Source organism: Magnetospirillum sp. UT-4 (assembly GCF_902729435.1).
Classification (GTDB): Bacteria; Pseudomonadota; Alphaproteobacteria; order Rhodospirillales; family Magnetospirillaceae; genus Magnetospirillum.
The window spans coordinates 1-15,141 of record NZ_CACVCG010000041.1 but is presented as its reverse complement, the minus strand read 5'-3'; the positions used below and the strand labels follow the sequence as shown (position 1 = coordinate 15,141).

At 65.0% G+C, this 15,141-nt stretch carries 10 protein-coding genes and 3 pseudogenes; 11 read left to right on the top strand and 2 right to left on the bottom strand.

From position 1 onward, the window contains the following. Positions 1–74: 74 nt before the first annotated feature. The 11 genes and pseudogenes from rimP to MTBUT4_RS04950 all read left to right on the top strand — a co-directional run. A complete protein-coding gene (gene rimP, locus MTBUT4_RS05000; RefSeq protein WP_173978565.1) occupies positions 75–578 on the top strand; it encodes a ribosome maturation factor RimP in 504 nt (167 codons plus the stop codon). Between the two features lie 7 nt (positions 579–585). Continuing rightward, positions 586–2,103 (top strand): transcription termination factor NusA, encoded by a 1,518-nt coding sequence (gene nusA, locus MTBUT4_RS04995; RefSeq protein ID WP_173978564.1) that lies wholly within the window; start codon positions 586–588, stop codon positions 2,101–2,103. A gap of 13 nt (positions 2,104–2,116) precedes the next feature. After that, entirely contained in the window at positions 2,117–2,722 is a 606-nt protein-coding gene (locus MTBUT4_RS04990) for an RNA-binding protein (protein ID WP_173978563.1), read from the top strand. A 46-nt stretch (positions 2,723–2,768) separates the two neighbouring features. Next, positions 2,769–5,399, top strand: coding sequence for a translation initiation factor IF-2 (gene infB / locus MTBUT4_RS04985; RefSeq protein ID WP_173978562.1), 2,631 nt, complete (start codon positions 2,769–2,771; stop codon positions 5,397–5,399). Positions 5,400–5,432: 33 nt separating this feature from the next. Beyond that, positions 5,433–5,888: a 30S ribosome-binding factor RbfA gene (gene rbfA, locus MTBUT4_RS04980; protein ID WP_173978561.1), complete on the top strand. Its 456-nt coding sequence runs from the start codon at positions 5,433–5,435 to the stop codon at positions 5,886–5,888. 148 nt (positions 5,889–6,036) lie between these two features. Further along, on the top strand, positions 6,037–7,002 hold the full coding sequence (gene truB / locus MTBUT4_RS04975; RefSeq protein WP_173978560.1) for a tRNA pseudouridine(55) synthase TruB: 966 nt from the start codon (positions 6,037–6,039) through the stop codon (positions 7,000–7,002). Next, a complete protein-coding gene (rpsO, locus tag MTBUT4_RS04970; RefSeq protein ID WP_173978559.1) occupies positions 6,980–7,249 on the top strand; it encodes a 30S ribosomal protein S15 in 270 nt (89 codons plus the stop codon). Before truB ends, rpsO begins: the two co-directional genes overlap by 23 nt. A 152-nt stretch (positions 7,250–7,401) precedes the next feature. Continuing rightward, positions 7,402–8,574: pseudogene (gene pnp, locus MTBUT4_RS04965) on the top strand (polyribonucleotide nucleotidyltransferase); the annotation flags it as partial. Between the two features lie 22 nt (positions 8,575–8,596). Continuing rightward, positions 8,597–10,036: pseudogene (gene pnp, locus MTBUT4_RS04960) on the top strand (polyribonucleotide nucleotidyltransferase); the annotation flags it as partial. Positions 10,037–10,545: 509 nt separating this feature from the next. After that, entirely contained in the window at positions 10,546–10,779 is a 234-nt protein-coding gene (locus MTBUT4_RS04955; RefSeq protein WP_371737575.1) for a S1 RNA-binding domain-containing protein, read from the top strand. 511 nt (positions 10,780–11,290) lie between these two features. Continuing rightward, positions 11,291–11,524 (top strand): annotated as a pseudogene (locus tag MTBUT4_RS04950) (S1 RNA-binding domain-containing protein); the annotation flags it as partial. 645 nt (positions 11,525–12,169) lie between these two features. Here MTBUT4_RS04950 and MTBUT4_RS04945 read toward each other — a convergent pair. Both MTBUT4_RS04945 and MTBUT4_RS04940 read right to left on the bottom strand, forming a co-directional pair. Then, positions 12,170–14,284 carry a DEAD/DEAH box helicase gene (locus MTBUT4_RS04945; RefSeq protein ID WP_173978557.1) on the bottom strand — a complete coding sequence of 705 codons (2,115 nt, stop codon included), beginning with the start codon at positions 14,282–14,284 and terminating at the stop codon, positions 12,170–12,172. Continuing rightward, a complete protein-coding gene (locus MTBUT4_RS04940) occupies positions 14,284–15,027 on the bottom strand; it encodes a DUF1837 domain-containing protein (RefSeq protein ID WP_254434746.1) in 744 nt (247 codons plus the stop codon). The genes MTBUT4_RS04945 and MTBUT4_RS04940 overlap by 1 nt, the downstream gene beginning before the upstream one ends. Positions 15,028–15,141 lie beyond the last annotated feature (114 nt).

The window sequence follows — 15,141 nt, the reverse complement described above, 5'->3', positions numbered from 1 at the left end:
TTGTAAGGGTGGGCCATCGGCCCACTTTTTTTGTTTTTTGTGGACCTATCTGGTCGCAACGCGGCATTGGGCACATGGACCTTCAGCAGCGCTTGGAAACCATCGTCGCCGGCCCGCTCGAGTCCCAGGGCTACGAGCTGGTCAGGGTGATGTTCCAGGGCCGGAGCCGCCCGACGCTCCAGGTGATGGCCGAGCGCAAGGACGGCCGGGCGATGACGGTGGACGATTGCGCCGAAATCAGCCGGTCGCTCTCGGCCCTCCTCGACGTCGAGGACCCCATCCAGGGCGGTTACGTGCTGGAGGTCAGCTCGCCGGGCATCGACCGGCCGCTGACCCGGCCCAAGGACTTCTCGGTCTGGGCGGGGTTCGAGGCCAAGCTGGAATCGCTGGTGGCCGTCGATGGACGCAAGCGCTTCCGCGGCCGCCTGCTGGGCTTCGACGAAGCCGGCGGGGCGGTCGCCATCGAGACCGAGACCGGTCCGGCACATGTGCCGCTGGCCGATCTCAAGAGCGCCAAGCTGGTGCTCACCGACGAGCTGATCGCCGCCGTGACCAAGGGACAGGACGGACAGGGATAAGAGGACCATGGAACGAATCGCTGCGCTTCCCCGCCCCGAACTGCTGCAGGTGGCCGACGCCGTCGCCCGCGACAAGGGCATCGACCGCGACGAGGTGCTGGAGGCGATGGAGCAGGCCATCCAGAAGGCCGGCCGCTCCAAGTACGGGCACGAGCACGACATCCGCGCCCACATCGACCGCAAGTCGGGCGAGATCCAGCTGGCCCGCTACATCGAGGTGGTGGAGACGGTCGAGAACGAGGCCACCCAGGTCGCCCTGTCGCGCGCCCTGAAGAAGTCGCCCGAGGCCAAGGTCGGCGACTTCCTGGTCGATCCGCTGCCGCCCATCGATTTCGGCCGCATCGCCGCCCAGACCGCCAAGCAGGTGATCGTGCAGAAGGTGCGCGACGCCGAGCGCACCCGCCAGTACAACGAGTACAAGGACCGCGTCGGCGAGATCAGCAACGGCCTGGTCAAGCGCGTCGAGTTCGGCAACGTCATCGTCGATCTGGGCCGCGCCGAGGCGCTGCTGCGCCGCGACGAGCTGATCCCGCGCGAGACCTTCCGCACCGGCGACCGCGTGCGCGCCTACATCTACGACGTCCGCCAGGAGCCCCGGGGACCGCAGATCTTCCTGTCGCGCACCCACCCCACCTTCATGTCCAAGCTGTTCGCCCAGGAAGTGCCGGAGATCTACGACGGCATCATCGAGATCCGGGCGGTCGCCCGCGATCCCGGCAGCCGCGCCAAGATCGCGGTGATCAGCCACGATTCCTCCATCGACCCGGTCGGCGCCTGCGTCGGCATGCGCGGCTCGCGCGTGCAGGCGGTGGTGGCCGAGCTGCAGGGCGAGAAGATCGACATCATCCCGTGGTCGGGCGAATACGCCACCTTCGTGGTCAACGCCCTGGCTCCGGCCGAGGTGACCAAGGTGGTGCTGGACGACGAGAACCACGCCATGGAAGTGGTGGTCCCCGACGATCAGCTGAGCCTCGCCATCGGCCGGCGCGGCCAGAACGTGCGTCTGGCCAGCCAGCTCACCGGCTGGTCCATCGACATCATGACCGAGGCCGAGGAATCCGAGCGCCGCAACGAGGAGTTCCGGACCCGCTCGAAAATGTTCATCGACGCCCTGGACGTCGACGACGTCATTGCCCATCTGCTGGTCACCGAGGGTTTCTCCACCGTCGAGGAGGTGGCGTTCGTGCCGCCCGAGGACCTGACCGGCATCGAGGGGTTCGACGAGGACGTGGCCGCCGAGCTGCAGAACCGCGCCAAGGCCTTCCTGGCCGAGCAGGACGAGCGCTACGACGCCATGCGCCGCGACCTGGGGGTTTCCGACGATCTGGCTGCCATCGACGGGCTGTCCCCGCTGATGCTGGTGAAATTGGGGCACAAGGGGATCAAGACCCTGGACGATTTGGGCGACCTCGCCTCGGATGAGCTGATCGACGTGGTCGGCAAGGACGACATGGGCGAGGATCAGGCCAACGCGGTGATCATGGCCGCCCGTGCCCATTGGTTCGAAGACGGCGGCGCCGCCTAGGGAGAGTGGCCCGGTGGCGGCCGCCGAAGAGGACGAGGACAGCGGGCCGGAGCGGCGCTGCATCGCCAGCGGCGAGCGCCGGCCCAAGGTGGAGCTGCTGCGCTTCGTGGTCTCGCCCGACGGCACGGTGGTGCCCGACGTCGAGCAGCGGCTTCCCGGCCGGGGAATCTGGTTGAGCCCCCGCCGGGATATGGTAAATACGGCCGTGACCAAGCGGCTGTTCGCCAGGGCCGCCCGCCAGGCGGTGACGGTGCCCGAGGGGCTGGCCGACCTGGTGGAGCATCTGCTGGTCCGGCGCTGTCTCGCCACCCTGGGCCTGGCGCGTCGCGCCGGCGAGGCGGTGTGCGGGTACGAGAAAGTCCGCGCCGAGTTGAAGGCCGGCCGGGTGGCGGTGCTGGTCGAGGCGGCCGAGGCCGCCTCGGGAAGCGAACGGATGAAGACGCTGGCGACCGGCCTGCCGGTGGTGGAAGTGTTCGGCGCCGCCGAACTGGGAGCGGTGTTCGGCCGCGACCACGCGGTGCATGTGGGTGTGGCGCCGGGGGGCCTGGCCCGACGGCTGCTGGCGGAAGCCGCGCCGCTGGCCGGCTTTCGCTCCCCGATTGCCGGCGATGTTGGTTGACGGACGGCCGCCGGGCCGTATCTAGCCTGAAAGAGCAAGTGATTACATGAGCGATTCGGAAAACCAAGAGCGCAAGACCCCGCTGAAGCTGTCCTCGCCGGGCAAGCTGGAGCTGAAGAAGACCGTGGAGTCCGGCCAGGTCCGCCAAAGCTTCTCGCACGGGCGCTCCAAGGTGGTGACCGTCGAGAAGAAGCAGACCCGCCGTTTCGCCCCCGGCGCCGGCGGTGCCATGCATGTGATCCGCGAGGATCATTCCGGCGCCGAGGCCGAACTGGCCAAGGCGGTCGCCAATGTCGAGGCGCTGCAGCAGGCGGTCGCCGCCCACGATCTCACCAATCACGAGAAGGTGGCTCGCGCCCGGGCGCTGGAAGCCGCCATGAAGGCCGCCGAGGAGGCGCGCATCCGCGCCGAGGAGGAGGCCCGCCTGCGGGCCGAGGAGGCCGAGCGCCTCGCCCTCGAACCGCCACCCGAAGAGCTTGAGGAGGCCGCTCCGGTCGCCGCCGAGGAAGCCGCCCCGGCACCCGAGCCGGTGGCCGAGGCCCAGCCCGCCGCCGCCGAGCCCGCCGCCGCCGCTGGCGCTGGCGCTGCTGCTGCTCCGGCGCAGCCGCCGGCCGAAGCCCGCCCCGGCCCGCGCATGACCGCACCGCCGCCGCCGCGCCCGCCCGGCGCCCCGGCGGTGCCCGGCGTGCGCCGCCCCGGCGAGGAGGAAGAGGACGAGGAGGAGCGCGCGCGCAAGAAGGCCGCCGCCCACAAGCCGGCTCCGGTCAAGCGCACCGAGCCGCGCCGGCGCACCGGCAAGCTGACCATCACCGACGCGCTGACCGACGACGACCGCGGCGAGCGCGGCCGCTCGCTGGCCGCCGTCAAGCGGGCCCGCGAACGCGAGCGCCTGAAGCACCTCCAGAAGGGATCGGAGAAGGTCATCCGCGACGTCGTGGTTCCCGAATCGCTGACCGTCCAGGATCTCGCCAACCGCATGGCCGAGCGCGGCGGCGACGTCATCAAGACCCTGATGCGCATGGGCGTCATGGCCACCATCAACCAGTCCATCGACGCCGACACCGCCGAGCTGGTGGTGGCGGAGTTCGGCCACCGCTTCACCCGCGTGTCCGACGCCGACGTCCTGGTCGGCCTGGAAGGCGCGCAGGATGCCGAGGGCGAGCTGCTGCCGCGGCCGCCGGTGGTCACCATCATGGGCCACGTCGATCACGGCAAGACCTCGCTGCTTGACGCCCTGCGCGAGACCGACGTGGTCTCGGGCGAAGCCGGCGGCATCACCCAGCACATCGGCGCCTACCAGGTGACCCTGAGCTCGGGCGGCAGGATCACCTTCATCGACACCCCCGGCCACGAGGCCTTCACCGCCATGCGTGCCCGCGGCGCCAAGGTCACCGACATCGTGGTGCTGGTGGTCGCCGCCGATGACGGCATCATGCCGCAGACCGTGGAAGCCATCCGCCACGCCAAGGCGGCCGGCGTGCCGATCATCGTCGCCATCAACAAGATCGACAAGCCCGACGCCAATCCCGGCCGGGTCCGCCAGGAACTGCTCCAGCACGACCTGGTGACCGAGGATCTGGGCGGCGACGTGCTGACCGTCGAAGTCTCGGCCAAGAAGCGCATGAACCTGGAGCGGCTGGAGGAAACCATCCTGCTGCAATCCGAGATTCTCGACCTCAAGGCCAATCCCGAGCGCGCCGCCCAGGGAACGGTGGTCGAGGCCAAGATGGAAAAGGGTCGCGGCCCGGTGGCCACGGTGCTGGTGCAGAAGGGCACCCTGAAGGTCGGCGACGTCTTCGTCGTCGGCTCCGAATGGGGCAAGGTGCGGGCGCTGGTCGACGACAAGGGCAACCGCGTCGAATCGGCCGGCCCGTCCACGCCGGTCGAGGTGCTGGGCCTGGACGGCGTTCCCGCCGCCGGCGACGACTTCATCGCCGTCGAGGACGAGGCCCGGGCCCGCGAGATCGCCGGCTACCGCCAGCGCCAGGACCGCGAGGCCAAGGCCAAGCTGGCCGCCCGCGGCACCCTCGAGCAGATGTTCTCGGCCATCAAGGCCGGCGAGGCCAAGGAACTGCCGGTGGTCATCAAGGGCGACGTGCAGGGCTCGGTGGAAGCCATCACCGGCACCCTGGAAAAGATCGGCAACGAGAACGTCAAGATGCGCGTGCTGCACGCCGCCGTCGGCCCGGTCAACGAATCCGACATCACCCTGGCCAAGGCCAGCGGCGGCATCATCATCGGCTTCAACGTCCGCGCCAACCCGCAGGCGCGCGACATGGCGCGGCGCGACGGCGTCGACATCCGCTACTATTCCATCATCTACGACGTCACCGACGACATGAAGACCATGCTGTCGGGCATGCTGGCGCCGACCCTGAAGGAACACCTGATCGGCTACGCCTCGATCCGCGAGGTGTTCAACATCACCAAGGTCGGCAAGGTCGCCGGCTGCATGATCACCGAAGGCATCGTCAAGCGCGGCGCCGGCGTGCGCCTGCTGCGCGACAACGTGGTCATCCACCAGGGCGAGCTGGGCCAGCTCAAGCGCTTCAAGGACGACGTCAAGGAAGTGCGCGAGGGGTACGAATGCGGCATGTCCTTCACCAATTACGAGGATATCCGCCAGGGCGACGTGATCGAGTGCTTCGAGGTCGAGGAGGTGGCGGCTACCCTGTAGCCGCCGCCCGTCCGAGCTGAGCCGAGGGCGCCCATGCCGCGCGGACACAAGCCCCCATCGCAACGCCAATTGCGCGTCGGCGAGGAATTGCGCCACGTCATCGCCACCATCATCGAGCGCGGCGACATCCGCGATCCCGACCTGGCCGGGCGCGCCATCACCGTCACCGAGGTCCGCGTCAGTCCCGATCTCAGGAACGCCACCGTGTTCGTGGTGCCGCTGGGCGGCGGCGACGTCGCCCCGCTGCTGGCCGGGCTGAAGCGGGCGCGCCCGTTCCTGCGCCACGAGATCGCCCGCATGGTCGATCTGCGCAGCGTCCCCAATCTCAGCTTCGAACCCGACACCAGCTTCGACGAGGCCGGCCGCATCGAGGCCCTGCTGAACAGCCCCCAGGTCCGCCGCGACCTGTCGGTCCCCGGGAGCGGCGATTCCGAATTCGGCCGCCGCTTCGACCCCGACTCCATCGACGGCGAAGATGACGGGGAATAGCGCAAAGCGGCGAACAGCCGTTTGCGGACGCGGTATATGAACCACAGAGACACAGAGACACAGAGGAAACACAGAGGAAAAACGATTTCTCTGTGCCTTCTCTGTGTCTCTGTGTCTCTGTGGTTTTTCCACCGCCGGACGCTTCCCCATGCCCCGTAAGCGCAAAGGCATCCCCATCGACGGCTGGCTGGCGGTGGACAAGCCGGTGGGGATCGGCTCGACCACCGTGGTCTCCATCCTCCGCCGCCTGACCAACGCCGCCAAGATCGGCCATGGCGGCACGCTCGACCCGCTGGCCTCGGGCATCCTGCCCATCGCCCTGGGCGAGGCGACCAAGACGGTGTCCTACGTCATGGACGGGGCCAAGACCTACCGCGTGGTGGTGGCCTGGGGCGAAGCCCGCAGCACCGAGGACCGCGAGGGCGAGGTCATCGCCACCAGTCCGGTGCGCCCCGACCGCGACGCCATATCGGCCGCGTTGCCCGCCTTCACCGGCGACATCCTGCAGGTGCCGCCGGCCTTCTCGGCCATCAAGGTGGCGGGCGAGCGGGCCTACGACCTGGCCCGCGCCGGCGCGGCGGTGGAGCTGGCGCCGCGCTTGGTGCGCATCGACCGCATCGCCTTGCTGGCCATGCCCGATGCCGACCATGCCGAGTTCGAGGTGGAATGCGGCAAGGGCACCTATATCCGCTCGCTGGCCCGCGACCTCGCCGTCGCCTTGGGCACGGTCGGCCATGTGGCGGCCCTGCGCCGCACCGCCTGCGGCCCGTTCGACGAGTCGTCGGCGATTTCCCTGGACAAGTTGCAGGAGCTCGGGCAAGGTCCCGCGCTTCGGACCCATCTGCTTCCGATCGAGACCGCGCTGGACGACATCCCGGCCCTGGCCCTGACGGAAGCGGAGGCCCGGCGCCTCATGAGCGGGCAGGCCCTTCCCCTGGCGGGACTGGCCGGACGCGAGGCCCCAACCCCGCCGCCCGGCACGAATGTACGGGCCATGCAGGGGGCAAGGCTGGTGGCGCTGGCGCGCATCGACGGCGGAACCCTTCGCCCGGTGCGCGTGATTCTCCAACCCTCTTCATCAGGAGAAGACGATGTCGATTACGCCCGTGCGTAAGCAGGAGCTGGTTCAGGAATACGCCACCAAGGAAGGCGATACCGGTTCGCCGGAAGTCCAGGTGGCCATTCTGTCGGAGCGCATCCGCAACCTGACCGAGCACCTCAAGGAACACAAGAAGGATTTCCATTCCCGCCGCGGCCTGCTGATCATGGTCGGCCAGCGCCGCCGCATGCTGGATTACCTGAAGAGCGTCGACACGTCTCGCTACGAGTCGTTGATCGGTCGCCTGGGTCTGCGTAAGTAATTGTTTTTCGTTTCGATCGACGTTTCGGGCGTCGCGTCGGAAGGTGCCCGCGTGGGGGTGGTCCTCGCGCGGGCGGCCGTGTTTGTACGGAACGGGACGCCCCGCGGGGCCGCAATCCGGCGGCGCCGTGCATGGATAAGGAATGACACCTAATGTCGATGTTCAATGTCACCCGCAAGGAGATCATGTGGGGTGGGCGCAAGCTGGTGCTGGAAACCGGCAAGATCGCCCGCCAGGCCGACGGCGCCGTGCTCGCCACCTATGGCGACACCACCGTTCTGTGCACCGTGGTCGCCATGAAGACGCCCAAGCCGGGCGTGGATTTCTTCCCGCTGACCGTGCACTACCAGGAGAAGGCCTTCGCCGCGGGCAAGATCCCCGGCGGCTTCTTCAAGCGTGAAGGCCGCCCGAGCGAGAAGGAAACCCTGGTTTCCCGCCTGATCGACCGCCCCATCCGGCCGCTGTTCGTCGATGGCTTCCGCAACGAGGTGCAGGTGGTCTGCACCGTGCTGTCCCATGACCTGGAAAACGATCCCGACATCGTCGCCATGGTCGGCACCTCCGCCGCCCTGACCATTTCCGGCGTTCCCTTCATGGGCCCGGTGGGCGCCGCCCGCGTCGCCTACATCGACGGCCAGTACGTGCTGAACCCGACCGCCGACCAGATCAAAACCTCCGAGCTGGAGCTGGTTCTGGCCGGCACCACCGAAGGCGTGCTGATGGTCGAATCGGAAGCCAAGGAGCTGTCCGAAGAGGTCATGCTGGGTGCCGTCACCTTCGGCCACAAGGCGTTCCAGCCGGTGATCCAGGCCATCGTCGAGATGGCCGAATCCTGCGCCAAGGAGCCGTGGGACATGGCGCCGCCGGTGCCGGAAGTGGCTGCCGTGCGCGCCAAGTTCGAGGCCGCCGGCATCGTCGCCGAGCTGGCCGAGGCCTACAAGATCGTCAAGAAGCAGGACCGCTACGCCGCCGTCGGCGCCGTCAAGGACAAGGCCATGGCCTCCCTCGACGTCGATTCCGAGAAGGCGGTGGCCTACGGCATCCTCAAGGATCTCGAATCCGAGGTGGTGCGCGGCAACATCCTGAAGACCGGCGTTCGCATCGACGGCCGCGACACCAAGACCGTGCGCCCCATCGAGGTCGAGGTCGGCGTGCTGCCCCGCGCCCACGGCTCGGCGCTGTTCACCCGCGGCGAAACCCAGGGCCTGGTGGTCGCCACCCTGGGCACCGGCCAGGACGAGCAGATCATCGACGCCCTGTCCGGAGAGTATCGCGAGCACTTCATGCTGCACTACAACTTCCCGCCCTATTCGGTGGGCGAGTGCGGTCGCATGGGCTCGCCCNCCGGAAGTGGCCGCCGTGCGCGCCAAGTTCGAGGCCGCCGGCATCGTCGCCGAGCTGGCCGAGGCCTACAAGATCGTCAAGAAGCAGGACCGCTACGCCGCCGTCGGCGCCGTCAAGGACAAGGCCATGGCCTCCCTCGACGTCGATTCCGAGAAGGCGGTGGCCTACGGCATCCTCAAGGATCTCGAATCCGAGGTGGTGCGCGGCAACATCCTGAAGACCGGCGTTCGCATCGACGGCCGCGACACCAAGACCGTGCGCCCCATCGAGGTCGAGGTCGGCGTGCTGCCCCGCGCCCACGGCTCGGCGCTGTTCACCCGCGGCGAAACCCAGGGCCTGGTGGTCGCCACCCTGGGCACCGGCCAGGACGAGCAGATCATCGACGCCCTGTCCGGAGAGTATCGCGAGCACTTCATGCTGCACTACAACTTCCCGCCCTATTCGGTGGGCGAGTGCGGCCGCATGGGCTCGCCCGGTCGTCGCGAGATCGGCCACGGCAAGCTGGCCTGGCGCGCCGTGCGCCCGTGCCTGCCGGCCAAGGAGGCCTTCCCCTACACCCTGCGCGTGGTCTCGGAAATCACCGAGTCCAACGGCTCCTCCTCCATGGCCACCGTCTGCGGCAGCTCGCTGGCGCTGATGGATGCCGGCGTGCCGATGCCGCGCCCGGTGGCCGGCATCGCCATGGGCCTGATCAAGGAAGGCGCCGATTTCGCGGTGCTGACCGACATCCTGGGTGACGAGGATCACCTGGGCGACATGGACTTCAAGGTCGCCGGCACCGAGAAGGGCGTCACCGCCCTGCAGATGGACATCAAGATCACCTCGATCACCGAGGAGATCATGAAGATCGCCCTGGCCCAGGCCAAGGACGGCCGCCTGCACATCCTGGGCGAGATGGCCAAGGGCATCGACCATGCCCGCAACGAAGTGTCGGGCAACGCTCCGCGCATCACCACCTTCAACATCCCGAAGGAAAAGATCCGCGAAGTCATCGGCACCGGCGGCAAGGTCATCCGCGAAATCTGCGAGGTCACCGGCGCCAAGGTCGACATCGAGGACGACGGCACCATCAAGGTCGCCTCGACCGACATCGACAAGGCGCAGCAGGCCATCGACTGGATCCGCGGCATCGTCGCCGAGCCCGAGCTGGGCGTCATCTACGTGGGCAAGGTGGTGAAGGTGGTCGATTTCGGCGCCTTCGTGAACTTCCTGGGCTCCCGCGACGGCCTGGTCCACATCTCGGAAATCAGCCGCGAGCGGGTCGCCAAGACCTCGGACGTGCTGCAGGTGGGCCAGCAGGTCAAGGTCAAGGTCCTGGGCTTCGACGACCGCGGCAAGGTCAAGCTGTCCATGAAGTGCGTCGACCAGGAAACCGGTGAGGACATCACCGCCCAGGTCGAGGCCGAGCGCAAGGACAAGCGCAAGCACCGCGACGAGGACTAGACTTTCGTCCTTGTGAAAACCGGAAAGGGCCGCGGCAACGCGGCCCTTTTTGTTTGGCGGATGAAGGAACGGCGGGGACACGCCCCGCCCACCCTCGCCCGCCTGCGGGAGAGGGTGCGAGGCGCAGCCGAGCGGGAGAGGGCCTGCGTCCGCATGTGCCCGCCCGTGGGGTCCCATGGCCGGCGCCCCGGCCCTCCCCCTCCCGGCAAACGGGCAAGGCCCGTTCCCCCCATACGTCATCGCCGGGCCCGACCCGGCGATCCATAGCAGCCATGCGCACCACCCGGCGGGCCGGGCGGCGGGCGCGGGGTCAGGCAACACGGATGAACGCAGATAGACACAGATGAACGCAGATGGATGTACCGCACGTGCCCGGATCGTGAGGACATCCGGCAGGGGGCGGGAAGGGTCGCCGGATTGACGGATCGGCGCCCATGGCGCCCGTCCCGAGGGTCGGCTCCGGTGCATAACAGCAGATCCGGAAGTTAAGTGCACTGGCACCGTAACTCCTGGGCTCCCGCGACGGCCTGGTCCACATCTCGGAAATCAGCCGCGAGCGGGTCGCCAAGACCTCGGACGTGCTGCAGGTGGGCCAGCAGGTCAAGGTCAAGGTCCTGGGCTTCGACGACCGCGGCAAGGTCAAGCTGTCCATGAAGTGCGTCGACCAGGAAACCGGTGAGGACATCACCGCCCAGGTCGAGGCCGAGCGCAAGGACAAGCGCAAGCACCGCGACGAGGACTAGACTTTCGTCCTTGTGAAAACCGGAAAGGGCCGCGGCAACGCGGCCCTTTTTGTTTGGCGGATGAAGGAACGGCGGGGACACGCCCCGCCCACCCTCGCCCGCCTGCGGGGAGGGTTGCGCAAAGGCCCCGCTTGCGGGAGAGGGCCTGCGTCCGCATGTGCCCGCCCGTGGGGTCCCATGGCCGGCGCCCCGGCCCTCCCCCTCCCGGCAAACGGGCAAGGCCCGTTCCCCCCATACGTCATCGCCGGGCCCGACCCGGCGATCCATAGCAGCCATGCGCACCACCCGGCGGGCCGGGCGGCGGGCGCGGGGTCAGGCAACACGGATGAACGCAGATAGACACAGATGAACGCAGATGGATGTACCGCACGTGCCCGGATCGTGAGGACATCCGGCAGGGGGCGGGAAGGGTCGCCGGATTGACGGATCGGCGCCCATGGCGCCCGTCCCGAGGGTCGGCTCCGGTGCATAACAGCAGATCCGGAAGTTAAGTGCACTGGCACCGTAACTCCTCGGCTCCCGCGACGGCCTGGTCCACATCTCGGAAATCAGCCGCGAGCGGGTCGCCAAGACCTCGGACGTGCTGCAGGTGGGCCAGCAGGTCAAGGTCAAGGTCCTGGGCTTCGACGACCGCGGCAAGGTCAAGCTGTCCATGAAGTGCGTCGACCAGGAAACCGGTGAGGACATCACCGCCCAGGTCGAGGCCGAGCGCAAGGACAAGCGCAAGCACCGCGACGAGGACTAGGTTTTCGTCCTTGTGAAAACCGGAAAGGGCCGCGGCGACGCGGCCCTTTTTGTTTGGCGGATGGCGGATCGGCGGGGACACGCCTCCCCCACCCTCGCCCGCTTGCGGGACCTTTGCGAAACCCTCCCCACTGGTGGGGGAGGGTGGCGGCGCAGCCGCCGGGTAGGGGGGCTTACGCGCGGCGAGCGCGGAAAAATATTTAACGTCATCAAACACTTCATGTAGCGCGCTGACGCGCGCACCCCCCACCCCAGCCCTCCCCCACAGGGGGGGAGGGAGCCCAGAAAGGCAATTTCGCAAAGCTCCCGCAAGCGGGCGAGGGTGCGAGGCGCAGCCGAGCGGGAGAGGGCCTGCGTCTGCATGTGCCGGCCGGTTGGGGGTCCCATGGCCGGCGCCCCGGCCCTCACCCTCCCCGCGAGCGGCCAAGGGCAATTCCCCCCATACGTCATCGCCGGGCTCGACCCGGCGATCCATGGCAGCCATGCGCACCACCCGGCGGGCCGGGTGGCTGGTGGCGATTCATGCAACACAGATGAACGCAGATGGATGTACCGGACTTGCCCGGGTTGTGAGGACATCCGCCTGGGGGCGGGAAGGCTCGCTGGGAAGTTAAGTGCACTGGCACCGTAATTCTAAATTGAACACTTATTCTACGTCCTTGATCTCAATGGCGTCATCGGGTGTGATCCCGTCGAAGAAGAACTTGACGACGTAACGGTCGAACGGCCCGAGCGACCTGATAGCTAGCACCGTCTCTAGTCCGAGGGAATTAAACCGCTCGAGTGCTGCCAATAGGTCCATTTCTGGGTCGAGAAAGTTGATGAGGCCAGACGCGTGAATTTTTTTCGATATCATGCGCGGAAGCCCGTACTCTTCGAGGTGGTAGACTGCGCTCGGCAAGAACGCCCGACTCATGCGCCCGATGAAGGCCGAAATATCGACTGACGAGTTGACGATCATCCTGTGGAGTTCGTTCGCGTCACTTAGAAGAGCTGAAAATTTGAACGTGATTGTCCGCTCGAGCTTAAAAAATTCTTCGATATCAATCCCATCCCTTTTGAGCGATGAAAGGAGAGTAGGTAGATCCCGATCCCAATTGTACGCGATTGCCTTTGTGGTCACCACTACCTTGCGGTGCTGGGTCTCCCAGTTTCCCGGCTTAAGGCGAAGGATCTTGTAAAGCATCGTATCCCATTGATCGGGATTGTTCGCATTCAGATACCCAAATCCGCGCCATTCGTTAGGGTTGTCTTTCATGTCTATCGCAAGGCGAAGCAAGAAATCCGCGTCGCTATCTTGGAGCAGATTCTCCCGCCTTACGCGCTCAAAGTTCTCTACACCGATGATCGATGACATCTGGGTTCTATATTCGATGATGCGCTCGACCTGCCGATCCGTGAGCGAATCCGCGTCCTGGTCTTCATCCAGCGTGCCCAGGATTTTTTCAGGGAACTCGATCACCAGCTGGGTGTCTTCAGATTTCGGAGGGGCGTCGAGCAAAAATATGTTGCCCACGAAATATTTGAACATTCTGCCGCCGCGTCCGATGATGTTCTTGTATGTAAAGTCTTTTAGGCTGGCGCTTCCTAACTTACTTTTCCATACGATTACGTTCTGCGCGGACGTGTTCACCCCCTCGATAATTGAGGAGGTGGAGACGATGCTGTCAAATCCATCTGTATACTCGAAAAGGCGTATCTGAAGCTGGCTGAGGCATCTGTGCATGCTGCCGTTGTGGACGCCGATGGCACGGTCGACCAAGTCGGCCAATACCCAGTCTGACTTGTAGTTTTGCCGCAGCCATTTAGAGAATGATGTGGTGTAGATGCGGTCGACGGGAGGAATTGCAGCAATCGCGAGCTCGGCGATCTTCGTGATTTCGGAGTAGGTGCCCGCATATATTAGGGACTTCTGGCCGCCCGGCGAGATTAGCTCAATAAGTTTCTGTCCCTTCTTTATCTCATCGTTGCCGATTTCCTTGTAGATCTCCTTGATATCCAGGTATACGGTGTTGAAGTCAAGGAGCTCTAAGAACTCCATGTCGCGTGTAAAGGCGTTGTCATTGAGCTTTTTGATGTTTGGAGCTAGGTAGTACCGCTGTTTTGCTTTCTTAGAAAGCTTCAAGATCGCCTTGATGAGCGATGGAGCGCGAGCGCGGTCGTGCGTCTGGCTCGCCTTATAGAATTCATCGACCACCAATAGATCGATAGTTTCTAGCGCGGCGAGGTATCCGAACGCCCGCTCCTGCGGGAAGATGAGGATATTCTTCGGGCCGAGACGCGTGTCTGGCGCGGTAACGATGGTGTACTGATCGGAGAATTTCTTGAACAACCGACGCCGCGTTTCATCCATCAGCGCGATCGTCGGGACGATGATCACCACATTGTCCGGTTGCTTGGCGGCGATGAAGGCGTCGATGATGAAGCTCTTCCCGAAGCTGGTCGGGGCGCTCACCGCGATGCTTTTCCCGTCCAGTAGTTTGGAGAGAACGCTCGACTGTTCACGGTGCAAGGTCGCGATACGCCGACCGACATCGACCTCGAATGCGTAATGCACAAACTTCTGATCCCACGATGCATTCGAGAGTTGCAGGTAAGGAAATAACCCGGTGGCGCGGATCATCTGATTCACAACCTGCGGATAGGCTGTCTTTGTGCTGTCGAGATCAGCAAGGAGGCGGATCAGCAGATTTCTAGCCGCCACCTCGTTCTTGACCGAAAGAAAATGATTGATTTCGTGGCACGTCTCAAATACATCCATCACAGCTGACCCTTGTAGAAAGCGACGACCTGTACAAAGGCATCAACAATCTTGGTCTTGCTGGGCACAGGAAAGAGAATGATGTGAAAAGTTATGTCGCTGTATTTGTGTATGCCGCCAGATTTGGCGATCTGTTTTAGATAATAGGCTTCGGCGCGCTCCTTGTGAAAGGCGATTATCTCGGCCTTATATGCGTCAGTGAGATCCTTCGTCCCCGATGTGGTGGCGCACTCATGCAAGATTAGAATGGGTATGTGAATCTTGGGTTTCAGATTGTCGATGGATTCCCTGTTGTCCAAGGCGGCCTTGATCTTGGTGCGGAGCTCCGTTGCGATGGGCAAATCATCAAGATCGGAAACGCTTGTAATGATGGCGTTTTCCTTTTTGAGTTTGTCTGTCGATAGTGAATTTATCACCGAGGTCACGACGGCATCGAGACGAGCATCGGCAATGGAGTTGTAGAATTTGGCTTCACCGAACCACAGCGTAAAGTCTTCGCCATCGGCGACAATATGAACGCTGTCCGCGCCCTTGGCGTTGTCTTGGACATTCTGCTTGTAGAAAATCTTTGGAACGACTGGAAGTGCGCCGAAATGATGTCGCATCAAGCCGTAGAGAAAGACCTCGGCGATCTCACTGCCCTGGCCGATTTCATCTTTATCCGTGAGCCTGAGGTTTTGAGCCGCCGCAATGAGACTGCTGTGGTTCTGGTCGACAAGTGCTGCTCGCTCTCTCTCCGACAGCGCGGTCTGGGCGATGTTATCCCACAGATAGCTTTGGAATTTGGGGTAGCGCCATTCCGCATCTTCAAAGCCGTTGATCAGGCTGAGAACACGCTTCTGGACTAACCCGTCCTA